Source organism: Lysinibacillus sp. NPDC097868, assembly GCF_044761135.1.
Classification (GTDB): Bacteria; Bacillota; Bacilli; order Bacillales_A; family Planococcaceae; genus Lysinibacillus.
The window spans coordinates 841,282-855,084 of the sequence record NZ_JBIWBS010000001.1 but is presented as its reverse complement, the minus strand read 5'-3'; the positions used below and the strand labels follow the sequence as shown (position 1 = coordinate 855,084).

At 37.1% G+C, this 13,803-nt stretch carries 13 protein-coding genes; 4 read left to right on the top strand and 9 right to left on the bottom strand.

The window, feature by feature from the left end; translation table 11 throughout:
• Window positions 1-60 precede the first annotated feature (60 nt).
• The gene (locus ACIQXJ_RS04000) at window positions 61-1,641 is read right to left on the bottom strand and encodes an ATP-binding protein (protein ID WP_403054821.1); all 1,581 of its coding nucleotides are present in this window, start codon (window positions 1,639-1,641) and stop codon (window positions 61-63) included.
• A 112-nt stretch (window positions 1,642-1,753) separates the two neighbouring features.
• On the opposite strand from ACIQXJ_RS04000, the gene ACIQXJ_RS03995 reads away from it, so the two are divergent.
• Together ACIQXJ_RS03995 and ACIQXJ_RS03990 are read left to right on the top strand one after the other, a co-directional pair.
• A complete protein-coding gene (locus ACIQXJ_RS03995; protein WP_403049905.1) occupies window positions 1,754-2,800 on the top strand; it encodes a TRAP transporter substrate-binding protein in 1,047 nt (348 codons plus the stop codon).
• Window positions 2,801-3,059: 259 nt separating this feature from the next.
• Window positions 3,060-4,322, top strand: coding sequence for a dicarboxylate/amino acid:cation symporter (locus ACIQXJ_RS03990; protein ID WP_403049902.1), 1,263 nt, complete (start codon window positions 3,060-3,062; stop codon window positions 4,320-4,322).
• Between the two features lie 563 nt (window positions 4,323-4,885).
• Here the strand turns inward: ACIQXJ_RS03990 and ACIQXJ_RS03985 are convergent.
• From ACIQXJ_RS03985 to ACIQXJ_RS03970, 4 genes are all read right to left on the bottom strand, one after another.
• Window positions 4,886-6,310: a four-carbon acid sugar kinase family protein gene (locus ACIQXJ_RS03985; protein WP_403054819.1), complete on the bottom strand. Its 1,425-nt coding sequence runs from the start codon at window positions 6,308-6,310 to the stop codon at window positions 4,886-4,888.
• Between the two features lie 6 nt (window positions 6,311-6,316).
• Window positions 6,317-7,216, bottom strand: coding sequence for a 2-hydroxy-3-oxopropionate reductase (gene garR, locus ACIQXJ_RS03980; protein ID WP_403049899.1), 900 nt, complete (start codon window positions 7,214-7,216; stop codon window positions 6,317-6,319).
• Window positions 7,217-7,327: 111 nt separating this feature from the next.
• Window positions 7,328-8,689 carry a GntP family permease gene (locus tag ACIQXJ_RS03975; RefSeq protein WP_403049896.1) on the bottom strand — a complete coding sequence of 454 codons (1,362 nt, stop codon included), beginning with the start codon at window positions 8,687-8,689 and terminating at the stop codon, window positions 7,328-7,330.
• A 59-nt stretch (window positions 8,690-8,748) separates the two neighbouring features.
• A complete protein-coding gene (locus ACIQXJ_RS03970) occupies window positions 8,749-9,597 on the bottom strand; it encodes a MurR/RpiR family transcriptional regulator (protein ID WP_403049894.1) in 849 nt (282 codons plus the stop codon).
• 288 nt (window positions 9,598-9,885) lie between these two features.
• Here ACIQXJ_RS03970 and ACIQXJ_RS03965 point away from each other — a divergent pair, with 288 nt between their 5' ends.
• Both ACIQXJ_RS03965 and ACIQXJ_RS03960 read left to right on the top strand, forming a co-directional pair.
• The gene (locus tag ACIQXJ_RS03965; RefSeq protein ID WP_403049891.1) at window positions 9,886-10,422 is read left to right on the top strand and encodes a tubby C-terminal domain-like protein; all 537 of its coding nucleotides are present in this window, start codon (window positions 9,886-9,888) and stop codon (window positions 10,420-10,422) included.
• Between the two features lie 50 nt (window positions 10,423-10,472).
• Window positions 10,473-10,670, top strand: coding sequence for a YwbE family protein (locus ACIQXJ_RS03960; RefSeq protein ID WP_403049888.1), 198 nt, complete (start codon window positions 10,473-10,475; stop codon window positions 10,668-10,670).
• A gap of 164 nt (window positions 10,671-10,834) precedes the next feature.
• On the opposite strand, the gene ACIQXJ_RS03955 is transcribed toward ACIQXJ_RS03960, so the two are convergent.
• The 4 genes from ACIQXJ_RS03955 to ACIQXJ_RS03940 all read right to left on the bottom strand — a co-directional run bounded on the left by ACIQXJ_RS03955 (window position 10,835) and on the right by ACIQXJ_RS03940 (window position 13,786).
• Complete coding sequence (locus tag ACIQXJ_RS03955; protein WP_403049886.1) at window positions 10,835-11,725, bottom strand: PhzF family phenazine biosynthesis isomerase; 891 nt, start codon at window positions 11,723-11,725, stop codon at window positions 10,835-10,837.
• 205 nt (window positions 11,726-11,930) lie between these two features.
• A complete protein-coding gene (locus ACIQXJ_RS03950) occupies window positions 11,931-12,467 on the bottom strand; it encodes an NADPH-dependent FMN reductase (protein ID WP_403049883.1) in 537 nt (178 codons plus the stop codon).
• 318 nt (window positions 12,468-12,785) lie between these two features.
• Window positions 12,786-13,034, bottom strand: a complete 249-nt coding sequence (locus tag ACIQXJ_RS03945; protein WP_403049880.1) for a DUF2164 domain-containing protein — start codon at window positions 13,032-13,034, stop codon at window positions 12,786-12,788.
• 125 nt (window positions 13,035-13,159) lie between these two features.
• The gene (locus tag ACIQXJ_RS03940) at window positions 13,160-13,786 is read right to left on the bottom strand and encodes an ABC transporter ATP-binding protein (RefSeq protein WP_403049877.1); all 627 of its coding nucleotides are present in this window, start codon (window positions 13,784-13,786) and stop codon (window positions 13,160-13,162) included.
• Window positions 13,787-13,803: the final 17 nt, after the last annotated feature.

Below are 13,803 nucleotides of genomic sequence, written 5' to 3'. Positions count from 1 at the left end.
GAAGAGATACGAAGTGGATGTTTTCGTACCATGTCCATTATAGAGTGATAAATCAAAACACTAAGGATGATAAAATGTTAATAAAAAGCTTGTCCCTTTACTTGGTTCACTTATTACCTCAATTTCACCTTGCCCTTTTTGCACAATTTCTTTTATTAAATACAGTCCGATACCTCGACCCTTTTTTTCTTTTGTTGAATAGCCATTATCAAAAATTTGTGCCTTTACCGCTTCCGTCATGCCGACTCCGTTATCTGTTACTAAAATAGCAAGTACATCATCATCTTCATCTACTGAAATATGAACAATCTTCTCTTCAACTGGACTATCTTTTAATGCATCAAATGCATTTTCAATTAAATTCCCAAATAAGATGACAAAATCATGATGATCTAAATTTTTCGGGAATGTTGTGAGTCGACTAGCTCGGTCTATTTCTAATGTAATTCCATGCTCTTTCGCATGAGCAATTTTACTAAGTAATAACCCCGAAATATTTTCATTTTTAATGCGCTCATTTAAAAAATTAGTGATTTCATCATGCTCTTCCTTTACTTGTGTTAAATAGGAAAGTGCTTGATCATGATGGCCAAGCTGTAAAAGACCAGCGATCGTATGCAATTTATTTTTATGTTCATGCGTTTGTACACGTAATGCCTGGACAAACGCCTTAACACCGGTTAATTCCTCGGCTAATTTCTTCACCTCTGTCCGATCCTTAAACATCGCTACAGCACCAACGGTTTCACCATTGACTTGTATAGGGATACGATTACTCATAATACTATGATCATTTATATAGAGTTCACGATTATAGATAGGACGATCTAACGCTAATATTTCGGGTAAACGAGTATCTGGTAACACCTCGAAAATTTTCTTGCCAATTAACGAAGACGGCCGTTCTGCTACACCTAAAATATCACATGCTTTTTCGTTAAAAATTGTAATCGTCAATTCTGTATCAATTGCGATAATCCCTTCATGCATAGCATTAAAAGTTTCAGTGCGTTCCACATACATTTTAGCAATTTCATGTGGCTCTAATCCAAACATTTGCTTTTTCATATGACGACCTAATGTGTGTGCTCCCCATGCACTAAATAATAGTGATAAAGCTACTGTAATCATTAGCTCTTTTTGGATAGATAATAGAAGCTCGCTAACCGTTAATACACTATAGCCTACGATTACAACGCCAATTTGACGTCCATTGTCAGTCATAATTGGGACGAAAGCGCGTACCATATCTCCGCGTTCACCATGTGCAATGGATGTATAATAATGCTCAGAAAATGCAGCGTTTAAATCTCCTGATTGTGAGATGGTGCCGATTTCCTCCTCATTTGGATGGGAATACTTTCGTCGCTGCATATCGAGCACAACTATATACTGTGCCCCATTAATATCACGTATTTCTTCCACAACAGGATTAATATGTTTGGTCGCTTCTGTGAAATCACGATTGGCAATAGCAGTTTTCATTTCTGGTAGCTGTGAGACAGTTTTTGCAACTAGTAATGCCTGTTCTGCCAGCTTTTCTTTTTGTTCATTCATGACAAACCCAAGCAAAAACGTTCCACCTATACTAAAAGATAACAAAAGTATAAAAAAAGTAAGAGACATGATTTTGCCCTTCATCGATAACTTTTGAAATTTCAAGATCATGGCCTCCCTCTTACTATATTTTAGCTTACTCCTTATGTTAGAATAACAAAAACATGTGAAAATACGAATCAATTGGGTGTAGAATATGAAAAAATTTATTATTGGGACGATTGCAACCGTTTTGATCTTAACCATTGTATTTAGTATACAGCAAGGAATATTATTTTCGAAAACGCTCCCCTATGATGATGAACAAAAGGGCCTTGATACACAAATTACGATACATTTGAGTCATGTTGTAGCTGAAAATACGCCAAAAGGTCAAGCTGCAACGAAATTTGCTGAACTTGTAGAGGAAAAGACAAATGGGAAGGTAAAAGTGCATGTTTATCCAAATGCCTCGTTATTTAACGATGAAAATGAATTTAAAGCTTTACAAGATGGGAAAGTCGAGATCATCATTCCTACTTTTTCTAAAATGACTTCCTATGTACCAGATTGGCAAGTGCTTGACCTACCTTATCTTTTTCATACAGATGATGAAGTTCATAAGGTACTGACAGGCCCAATCGGTGAACAATTATTGGATGAGTTAAAGCCTTTTAATGTACGGGGTCTCGGCTTTTGGCACAATGGCTTTAAACAGTTAACAGCTGAGCATCCAATTCATACGTTTGAAGATTTACAAGGGTTACGCATACGCACAATGCCAAGTAAAACGCTTGAAAAGCAATTTAGCTTAGTCGGTGCTACGCCTGTCCCGATTTCCTTCAGTGAAGTTTTTACTGACTTAGAAACACATGCAATCGATGCACAAGAAAATACGGCATCTAATATTTTTTCAAAGGGCTTTTACAAAGTACAAAAAAATATGACGTTAACAAACCATGGGATTTTAGGCTATTCAGTTTTAATGAACGAAAAATTTTGGGATAATTTGCCAAACAAAGTCCAACAGCAGCTAATGGATGCCATGAAAGAAACAACTGAATGGCAATTTAAGCAGGCTGTGTTAATGAACGACAATGATTTACGAAAACTACAACAAGAAGCCGATTTTGAAATTTATACGATGAGCGATGAGGAGCGTCAACGCTTTCAAGAAAAACTTGCACCTGTCTATGATTTCTATCGTGCCAATGTAAAACAGCATAATGTATTACCTGAAATCCAAAAGATTGTTTCTCCTTAAAACTTTTGGTCATTAACAATACATCCCCACTTTATGTGGGGATTTTTTCTTTTGTATTATAATAGTTTAGAGAAATTGCATTCTACTATAAAACAGCCTCAAACCATTGATATTCCTAGCTTTCTTTCTAATCAAATGGAAAATGAACAAAATGAACAATAGAAACTTTACGGCCATAAAACCTATTGTCGGAAAATTTCAGCTATGATAACCCCATGAAAGCGTTCACAAAGTTCACATTTTTTTAGGGGGAAGTATTATGCGGATAAATTTTAAAAACTTAACGGTACAAGTGCTAATTGCCATTATACTCGGTATTATTGTTGGTGCTGCATTCCCAGAGTTCGGTGCTAGCTTAAAAATATTAGCTGATATTTTTATTAAATTAATTAAAATGTTAATTGCACCTATTATTTTCTTAACTGTTGTTATCGGGATTGGTAGCATGGGTGATGTAAAAAAGGTCGGTAAAATTGGTGGTAAGGCATTAATTTATTTTGAAATTGTCTCGACTTTCGCACTTGCGATTGGCTTACTTGTTGTAAATATCATTCAACCTGGTAAAGGATTTAATACAGATGCAGCAAACGCTGCGGATGTTTCACAATATACAGAGCAAGCTGCTGCTGCTGAGCATGGTTTTGGGGCATTTATAATGCAAATTATCCCAGATAATGTTGTCGGTGCACTTGCGAATGGTGAGTTATTACCTGTTTTATTTTCAGCTGTATTATTCGGGTTAGCAGCAGCGGCTATTGGAGAACCGGCTAAACCTGTTATCAAATTTTTCGAGCAAGTAGCAGATATTTTCTTTAAAATTGTGAACATGGTGATGAAAATTTCCCCAATTGGTGCATTTGGTGCTATGAGTTACACAATCGGGAACTTCGGTATAAAATCACTTGGGAACTTAGGTTTCTTAATGTTATCTGTCTATATAACAATGTTCATATTTATCGTTGTCGTTATTGGTTTAATTACTCGCTTCTTTGGCTTTAGTATTTTTAAATTCATTAAATATATTAAAGATGAAATTTTTATCGTTATCGGTACATCTTCTTCTGAATCTGCGCTCCCTTCGATGATGCGCAAATTAGAAAATTACGGTTGTTCAAAACAAGTTGTAGGTCTTGTTATTCCAACAGGTTATTCCTTTAATCTGGACGGCACTTCCATTTATCTATCAATGGCGGCTATTTTTATCGCACAAGCTTATGGGGTTGATTTAGATATTTGGCATCAGCTTACTTTACTTGCTATTTTAATGTTAACGTCTAAAGGAGCTGCTGGTGTAACAGGCTCAGGCTTTATTACGCTTGCTGCAACACTCGCTGCATTCCCTATGATTCCGGTAGAAGGGATTGCCCTGTTAATTGGTGTCGATCGTTTTATGTCAGAGGCCCGCGCTGTTACTAACTTAATTGGTAACGGTGTAGCGACAGTAGTTGTATCTAAGATGGAAAATGAATTCGATCCAGAGCAAGAAAAACGTGCATTATCCGGTAAAATTATTTCTAACTAATAATAGTGAAACCTCCAGTCTAGCTTACGCGTATAGTAAGTAGATTGGAGGTTTTTTTATGGCAACATTTACATATGGATGAATTTGAAGTCACTGAATGGCATGCGATTTAAATAACTTTTTAGTCAATATAATTATAAAACCACTTACTAGTGCTATCCCCAAAAACGAGGTGCAGAAAAAAACTATGGGGGAACCTATAAAAACAACCATAACATTAGTATGCTTTTCAACTACATATCCTCCCCCTAGATTAACCCTTTCGAATATCATTTTAATAAATGGCCATCCCAAAATAATGAAAAAGTAAAGTATATGAATAAATAGCGAACAACAAATTGCCTGTATAATCGTTTTCATGACAAACTCCTCCCAGCTAACTGATTCACAAGAAGGAATCTACTCCCTACCTCGGTTATTTATGCATTTTTTCATGTAACCAACAATTATTTTAGCAAATTTTCGCTCAACCTAGTCTTCATCCAAAAGAAAAACCGAAACTCCTTTATTAGTGGTAAGAAATCCCGGTCTATCTTTTTATTAATGGTTAATAAATGGTTTCTTTACTTCCCTTCTAATACTTCAATAACTTCTTTTAACGTGTTTGTTGTTCCCACATTGCCAGGGAAGATGATGAAAGGGAAAGCAGGAAACTTGCTTTCTTCTCCTGTTAGCCATACTGGAACACCCGGTTTAATTTGACCTGCTACTTCCGCTCGCTTAACTGTTAGTCCGACTGTTCCTACGCTTGAAGAAGTGATTCCGCCTTTTGCAACTATGTACTTCGGTCGTACCTTTAAGTCTTTGACAATGCTCGTCACTGCTTGTGAAATTTTAACAGACAGTTGAAGTTCATTTTCTCCTTGATTCTCGCCTAAGTCCAGTCTCTCTCGACGAGTGTAATACACAACGGATTTTCCGGCAGTGATTAGCTCCTCGCACGTAGTACGAACACGTAGAACTTCCTGTTGGAATTGCTCCTCATCGTGTACAAGATGTACATTAAACTCTACCCCTGTGACAAGACCACTATCAAGAAGGGCATATAATTGATCTGTTGTTTTTTGAACATGCGAGCCTACAACGACAAGTCCTCCATTTGTCGCCTCTTCCGAAATAAGCTCTGATCTTGATAATAATGGCTTATCTGCAATGCCTCCAAGTACTTTTGTTAAGGAAGCGGCACTTCGAAAAATAAATGTTTTTCCCGCTTTCACGACATGAATCAAGGCAATCATAAACACTTCAACATCGCTGTAGGCAATTGCATTCACAACGACTTTTTTGAAATTTTCAGCTTCCAACAATTGCGCTTTTATTGCTTCAATATTTAGTGAACGTAGTGCTTCAATACTGATATAAATTGTGTCTTCCTTTGTATAATCACCATTTGTTTTTTCTTCAATCCATTCGCCTAGATGCGATGAACAATAGCTAAAAGTTCGGTCTTTAGCAAATTCGGTTTCACCAGCTGGAACGAGTTCCTCTCCATTCTGCACATAATGAATATTATCGATTGTTAGCCGGCCGCCTTCTTTAAAGAAAGGAATAACAATTTCCCCATCAAACTCAGTATCTGAAATTTCTTCAATCGTGTTTTTCATTGTTTCCGTCTCTAGCGGGTAATGACCACGCAATGTAGAATCCCCGCGGCTAACCAGTAGATAAGGAATTCCTTCATGTAAGGAAACCTCATGCACTCGGCGAGCTATATCCTGATGAACAACCGCTGTTTCCTCAGCGGTAAAACTGCGGGAGTTTGTTAGCAGAAAAAATATTTGATTCTGTTCCCGGAATCCTTGCTTAATGCTTTCTTCAGTCCAATCAGTATAAACAGAAACACCGTGAACGGTTTGTACACCTGTTGGGTCATCATCAAGAATAACGATTTTATGGTTAAACCCTTTTCGCGCATCCTCCAATTTCATCTGAATTTGCTCGCAACTTGGTTCAATAAGACCTGATAATAGTTCCGATGCTTTTCTCACTACCATTTATCGCACCTCTCTTGAAACTTCAACATTTGCTAATTTCTCATAGTGTTGGACAATGCTTGCGTGATCTAGGGTTTCCATTCCATTAGCTTTTAAAGAATAGAAAATTTCTAAGAGCTGAGCTGATAACGGAAGTGGAACAGCTAGCTCGTGAGCAGTATGCATCACATTATTTATATCTTTAAGATTAATGTCGACACGGCCACCTGCTTTAAAATTCCGGTCAAGAATCATTGGGGTTTTTGCATCCATTACGGTACTTCCTGCAAGACCACCGCGAATTGCCTGATACATTTTCTCCACATTAATACCTGCTTTTGTCGCAAACACAAGTGCTTCAGATATTGCCGCAATATTTAAGTTTACGATAATTTGATTTGCAAGCTTTGCAGTAGATCCGCTGCCTGATTCACCGACAAGTACAATGTTATTGCCCATATCGCCAAGAATGCCTTTTACACTTTCAAACACTTCTTCTTTTCCACCAACCATGATTGTCAGTGAACCATCAATTGCTTTCGGCTCACCACCACTGACTGGTGCATCAAGAAAATGTACCCCTTGTTTTGCAGAAAGCTCGTACATTTCTTTTGATTCAACTGGTGTGACAGAGCTCATGTCGATGATGACCATACCCTCACGAGCACCTTCCATAACCCCATGTTCACCAAAGATAGCTTGTTGGACTTGTCTCCCTTTCGGCAACATTGTAATTACGACATCACTTGTTAATGCTACCCCCTTTCCAGAGGTAGCTATCTTTGCACCTTCTTTTGCAAGCATCTCAACCGCTATTGTATTCAGGTCGAATACAGTAACCTCATTACCCTTTTTCAAAAGGTTGCGTACCATTGGTGCCCCCATAATGCCAAGTCCAATAAATCCAAGTTTCTTCTTCAATTTAACTTCAGCTCCAATCTAGTTGTTCATTAACTGATATAAAGTACCCTATTCATACTTAATCAACTATATATAGCGATGGGCTAGCCATCCGCCTATTAAACAAGTAAATTACAAACCTGGTAAAATTCCTTGGAACATGCTTAGAACGTAAACGAAAATTAATACGGTCACCCCTGATAAGAAGCCCCCTATTGACCAAACTTTAATTGTTTCTGTCATCGATAAACGTCCAAATTTACTTACTACCCAGAAACCGGAATCATTAGGTAGTGATAAGCCGATTCCACCAGCGCAAATAGCAAGACCTAACACGACTGGTGATACGCCAAGTTCTGCAGCTAACGGTCCCATAATTGCAGATGTTGTAACAAGAGCAACTGTTGCAGATCCGAGCGAAGCGCGTAGAATTTGCGCAAATAAAAAAGCAAGTAATAAAGCAGGAATGTTCAGCCCTTGCATCATGCTAATAATTAAATCTCCTATGCCGGTTTCTTGAACAACTTTACCAAAGGCACCCCCTGCACCAGTAATTAGGATGACCGCTCCACTTTGATCTAACGCCTTGGCAAAAACGGTTTTAATATCTTCCTTGATGTATGGCTTTAAGGAAAACATTGCGACAAGCACACTGATTAACAACGCAACATTTTTATCTCCAATAACGGAGAAAAGTGTCGGAACGAATTGTTCTGTGTTGTCTCTGAAAAGTAAATTTATTAGCGTATTCGATAAAATCAAGATGATTGGTAAAGCGAGCATCCCAAAAGAAAGAGCAGTTGAAATTTCTTTTCTTCCAGAAAGAGTGATGTCTGTTTCCGCTATGTCGGATTCATCAAGACGTACCTCATTTTTAATTCGCTTTCCAATAAACTTTCCATAGATTACACCGCCTACTAGTACTCCAGGAATTGAAACTAGCAGTCCATAAATAAAGAACATACCGATATCTGATCCAGTTTGGTCGGCTACAACCAATGGTCCTGGGGTCGGAATAATTAAACTATGAGCTGTGATTAACCCAATCGAGAGAATCGCAACAAAAGTAGCAAGAGAAATTTTTGTTTTAAGAGAAATATTTTGAATTAATTTATGTAAAATAATAAACGCTGCGTCAAAGAACACAGGAATTGAAACAGTAATCGATGTCATTGCAATTGCGTATGGAGATTTTTTGACCCCAAAAACGCGTAGCATTCCAGTAGCAATTTTATTAATGGCACTAGATGATGCTAAAAATTGACCAAATATAATTCCAAGACCAATCAAAATACCGACGCCTGCTAGTGTGTTGCCAAATCCTGTGGCAATTATGCCAGGGACTTCTTTCGCTGGAATGCCTGATAATAAGCCGAGACCAAGGGCAACTACTAAAAGAGAGACGAAAGCATCCCACTTGAATCTAATAATTAGGACAAACAATATAATTAGAGCAAGAACAAACCCAAAAATGAGTGTATTACCTGTTAACATTGCAATGTATCCTCCTTAAGTAAAATATCTTTAAGGTGACAACGCTTACATTTTAACTATTATTTTTTCATTCTTGTAACAGCTAACCGTGATATATTAATGGATTCTTTGACACGACTACCCCCGATTGCAACAACTCTTGTAAATAATGTGTCAATTAATGTAAGCTGCATGAGACGGCTGACCATCGCATCAGACCGTTTTTCAGTCTCTTGCGCCTGTGTAAGGAGCAGTGTATCAGCCATTTTGGCAAGCGTTGTGTTTGAACTCGATGTAATGACAATGACATACGCACCACTTTTTTGACTCATTTTAACGACTTCAATAATATTGACCGTTTCTCCTGAATGAGATATTACAATTACAACATCTTCCTTGTTCATATGATTGGCATATATCGCTTGATAATGTGGATCCTTAACAGCAATTGTTGTACTGCCTATCCTCATAAATTTATGAGCGCCGTCTTCAGCCATCGTACCGGAAAGACCTTGTCCGAAGAAAAATAGTCTCTTTGCTTTTGAAATTATTTGAACAGCTTCTTCCATGTGCTTGACGTTTAATTTCTTTTTAGTCATCGACATGGCTATAGAAAGCTGATCTGAAATTTTATCAAAAACAACATCCGCAAGATCTTCATCGCTAATCTCATTCTGGTTCGACATTGTTGAGTAGTTGTTATTCACTTGCTCTTGTGCCAGTGCGACTTTTAACTCTTGGTAACTGGCATAACCAAGTTTTCTATACAAACGAACAACACTAGGTTCACTTACGTTGCTTAATGTAGAGAGTTCGTTCATTGATAACAAAAATGGTTGTTCATGCATTTTCAGCTGTTCAACAACTTTTTTCTCAGAAATTGTTAGCGCATTCACTTTACTATTTATTCGTTCTTCGAAACTTAACAATTAGAAATCGCCTCCTAAATTCAATTGTAATTTTACTACATCGAAACTCCCCGTTCAAGTTTATTTATCTAAAAAGGCGTAATTTTGTTACTAATTACTATTTTTTATCATATTTTTATCAGCGGTATGTAGTGAAATTACAATTAAATGTAGTTTTATTACATCAAGCGGTTTTTTCAATCCAGAGCAAGAAAAACGTGCACTATCCGGTAAAATTATTTCTAACTAATAATAGTGAAACCTCCAGTCTAGCTTACGCGTATAGTAAGTAGATTGGAGGTTTTTTTCATGGCAACATTTACACTTACATATCCAAAAGCATTTGATAGGCTTTCAAAATTACCAATCCTAAACAGTCAAAATGAAACAGTTTGCATACTCCAAAAAGTTGAGCGCTCAAATATCGGAAAAGTACTTAATGCCGCTTATCTAGTAGCATCACAGCAACCGTTACCGCACCGTTATGAAACACGGACAACACATGGAGAACCCCTTTTTCAAGTGCGTTCTACGCTGCTCACTAAAGGGGTCAGTCATGAAATCATCATGCCTGATGGGAGTAGCATACCTGTCCAAAGAAAAACTGTTCAATTATTAGAATCTTCCTATTCCTTTACGATGGATGGTCTTGTCTTTCGCTTTGAGAAAGATTTCACGTCAACTGCTTATTTATATTGTAATGATGAAAAAATTGCGAGTGCAAACTACGTAGAAAATGGGATAGTACGGGAAGGCATTGTTTACAAGCTATTCCATTCAGAGGATACTTTATTTGTTGCTTTACTAGCCTCATTGTTTCAATCACTATTTGCAATAGGTAACTAACTGCACTTATGCTATAATTTGAATCATTCTAAATACATGTGAGGTTACGTATGAACGGTCAAAATAGAAAAGATATTCACCCAGGGCTTGAAGTCAACATTATTCTCAAAAAAGATCAGCGAACAGGCGTTAAAACGCGAGGGATTGTAAAAGATATTTTAACCAATTCCTCACACCATCCACATGGCATTAAGGTTCGTTTAACGGATGGCCAAATAGGTAGAGTATGTGATATTTTACAAAAGTAATGAAAGAGACTGTTCTAGCGATGAACAGTCTCTTTTGTTTCAAATTGTTTGGGTGCCTGGCACTTAGCCAGTGTAAGCCTCACCCCTCGCAAACACGCGGGATTGCTCCGTCTTACTTTGCAAAATATATGATTAGTACGATAAATTGTGTGAGTGCCTGGCACTTATATTTCTACTTTGAATTCCTTAACATAGACAGCAGTTCCAGTAATCGAAATGTCCAAGTTGTTGTTTATTTTATTTACATGAACATACACCCGACCATCTCGATCAAGCTCTTGTCCTTGTTCAACAATAAGTGTTTTTGGGTAAGTTACATCACTATCAACATACTTCGCATAATATGCCCCCATCACACCTGAAGCCGTTCCCGTTACTATATCTTGTATTGTGCCAGAGTATGGCGAAGAAAAATGTCTTGCGTGCATGTCTGCTGTTTCATCAAATGCCTCTAAACAAAATGGATGCAATGAAGCTTTTGGCATTTCTTTTAAGATAGACGGAAATTTAGCGGTTTGTGGATTCATCTTTTTGAAAGAGCTTAATTTTTGGACAGGTATTAGTAAGGTCCACAATCCTGTGCTACCATAGACAATTGGTAAATCTGAATGTAATTCATCCTCGTCAATGCCTATTGACTCAGCAAGCGCAACTCTAGAGCCATTAAATGCTTCAAATTGTGGTGCAGCATGCTGCATTGTTATGTATAGCTTTTCCTCTTTTTCTTCCAGACGAATTGGTAATATCCCAGCCTTGGTTTCGATAGTAATAGTCGTTTTATTTGCTAATAAACCTTGCGTTTGTAATGCATAAATAGTTGCCATTGTGGCATGTCCACATAAATTGACTTCATGTCCTGGTGTAAAATAACGAATGCGTAAATCAGCTTTTTCAGATGTCAAAGCAAAGGCTGTTTCATTAAAACCAACCATTTTCGCAATTTCTTGCATCTCATGCTCACTGTATTGATTTCCTTCCACTACTACTCCAGCAGGATTCCCCTTGTTTGGTACATGACTAAATGCATCATAATGTTGAACAGTAATTGTTTTCATATACTTCCCCACTTTGTAATTAGAATATGATCATCGATTTTACAGAAGAACTAACCAATATTATACTGCTATATTAGCATAACGTATTGACGTGACCAACGGAAAATTTTCTTTTTTTTCGAAATTGTTTGAGTGTCTGGCACCTAAAAAGCATACTGGAAGTATTCCAGTATGCTTTATAAAGTGCTATATAATTCACTCTAGCCTAGCGAATTGTTTTTAAGGCTGTTGCCCATGGAATGACTTGATCTAACATTTGGTTTACTGAATCAGCTTGCACATCTTTTGGTTTAAACACATTGCCATTTTCGAAATCAGTAAATAACGACAGTGCAGGGTGTACACGAACATCTGCTACTGATAATTCTCCAAGAATACCACGTAAATGTTCGGCCGCACGTGCACCACCTACAGAACCGTATGACACGATACCAGCTGCTTTATTATTCCATTCTTGACGTAAATAATCTAGAGCATTTTTAAGCGCTCCTGAAATAGAATGATTGTATTCTTGCACAATAAAAACAAACCCATCACATGCAGCAACTCTTTGAGACCATGCTGCCGCACCAGAAGCGTCGCCACCTGGCTCTCCTAAAAGAGGTAATTTGAAGTCAGCAATATCAATAATTTCATATTCAGCATCACGACGTTTTTCTGCTAATTCCTTTACCCACTGACCAACTTGTGGACTGACACGTCCTTCACGTGTACTACCTAAAATAATCCCAATTTTCAACATCACTATTCCTCCTTATTCGTACCTAAAAGTGCTTTGCCGATTGCATTAATCTTTGATGATTTTCAAAAAATTTGCGCTCTTACCCATGGTGTTCAAATAAAAAGTACTTTATTCAATCAAAAATCATAAAGTAACCTTCCCATCTCCGTTACTTTGAATTCATGTATCTTTATTTCGAGATAAAATTAACATATTTACATTGTCCTTGTCAATTGTTCAGCTGTTATTTTTTTGATTTTAAACTAAAGTATACGAATAAAAATTGTTCCCACTAAAGAAAGAGAAACGACTTTCTAATAATCGTTTCTCTTTTTGTTCTCATTTTATTTTTATTGGGCGCTCCAAAGCTACTAGCTCATCTTCAATTGCGGATAATTGACTATCTACTACATATTTTGCATCTGAAATCGCTGCATTATAAATATACGGAGCGATATTTTCTTTAATAAACTCAAACACTCGTTCCGCTTCAAAATCGGAAATATCCTCATCCCGCTGATTATAGAAAAAGCGTTGTATATCGGCGATGATTTGCTCTTGTTGCTCTGTTGTTAAACGGATAAACATATTTCGCCACTCCCTTCTGCATTACATTAAATCAAGTATAGACTAAGGCAGCATTTTGTATATTGGTCATTGCAAATTTTTCATATCCAAAGTCACTTATTCGATTGCTAGCCGTTTTCCCTCAATCAATTAAATTCAAACAAATTGATACTTCTATCACAAACATTGACGAGCCGTTCATCGTGGGTCGCAATAATGACACTCGCACCGTTTTGACTACATGTTTTTAATAGATTAATAATCATTTCTCTGTTTGATTTATCTAGCGAGGCTGTTGGTTCATCCGCAAAGATAATAGTGGCTTTCTTATAAATTGCACGCGCTACGCCTAGTCGCTGTTTCTCTCCACCTGATAAAACAGCTGCCATCTCTTGACCTCTTCCTTCAAGTCCAACAGTCTGGAGGATTTCTTCAACAAACTTTGACCTTGCTTGTCGCTTATTTAATGTCACATTATAACTGACGTTTTCATCTTCAATGATGCCATAGTCTTGATAAATAAATGCCGCTTTTTCTTTCCAAAAACTTGTTTTTTCTTTTTCTTTCCATTTACTAGCATGTTGATTTTCTATTAGGATATCCCCACTATTAACTGATTGAATAAGCCCTAAACAATTTAAAAGTGTTGTTTTGCCACTACCAGATGGACCAGTAATGGCAATCATTTCATTCGGGTTAATCTCTAAGGAAATATTAGATAAAATCGTTTTTCCACTAATTTCAATGCCAATATTTTTTGTTTGAATAATCATATCCATTACTCCTTTAG

Excerpts from the sequence above, each read along its gene's own strand:
- ACIQXJ_RS04000 (WP_403054821.1), bottom strand. The coding sequence starts at position 1,641 with ATGAAGGGCAAAATCATGTCTCTTACTTTTTTTATACTTTTGTTATCT.
- ACIQXJ_RS03995 (WP_403049905.1), top strand. The coding sequence starts at position 1,754 with ATGAAAAAATTTATTATTGGGACGATTGCAACCGTTTTGATCTTAACC.
- ACIQXJ_RS03990 (WP_403049902.1), top strand. The coding sequence starts at position 3,060 with ATGCGGATAAATTTTAAAAACTTAACGGTACAAGTGCTAATTGCCATT.
- ACIQXJ_RS03975 (WP_403049896.1), bottom strand. The coding sequence starts at position 8,689 with ATGTTAACAGGTAATACACTCATTTTTGGGTTTGTTCTTGCTCTAATT.
- ACIQXJ_RS03965 (WP_403049891.1), top strand. The coding sequence starts at position 9,886 with ATGGCAACATTTACACTTACATATCCAAAAGCATTTGATAGGCTTTCA.
- ACIQXJ_RS03960 (WP_403049888.1), top strand. The coding sequence starts at position 10,473 with ATGAACGGTCAAAATAGAAAAGATATTCACCCAGGGCTTGAAGTCAAC.
- ACIQXJ_RS03955 (WP_403049886.1), bottom strand. The coding sequence starts at position 11,725 with ATGAAAACAATTACTGTTCAACATTATGATGCATTTAGTCATGTACCA.
- ACIQXJ_RS03950 (WP_403049883.1), bottom strand. The coding sequence starts at position 12,467 with ATGTTGAAAATTGGGATTATTTTAGGTAGTACACGTGAAGGACGTGTC.
- ACIQXJ_RS03945 (WP_403049880.1), bottom strand. The coding sequence starts at position 13,034 with ATGTTTATCCGTTTAACAACAGAGCAACAAGAGCAAATCATCGCCGAT.
- ACIQXJ_RS03940 (WP_403049877.1), bottom strand. The coding sequence starts at position 13,786 with ATGATTATTCAAACAAAAAATATTGGCATTGAAATTAGTGGAAAAACG.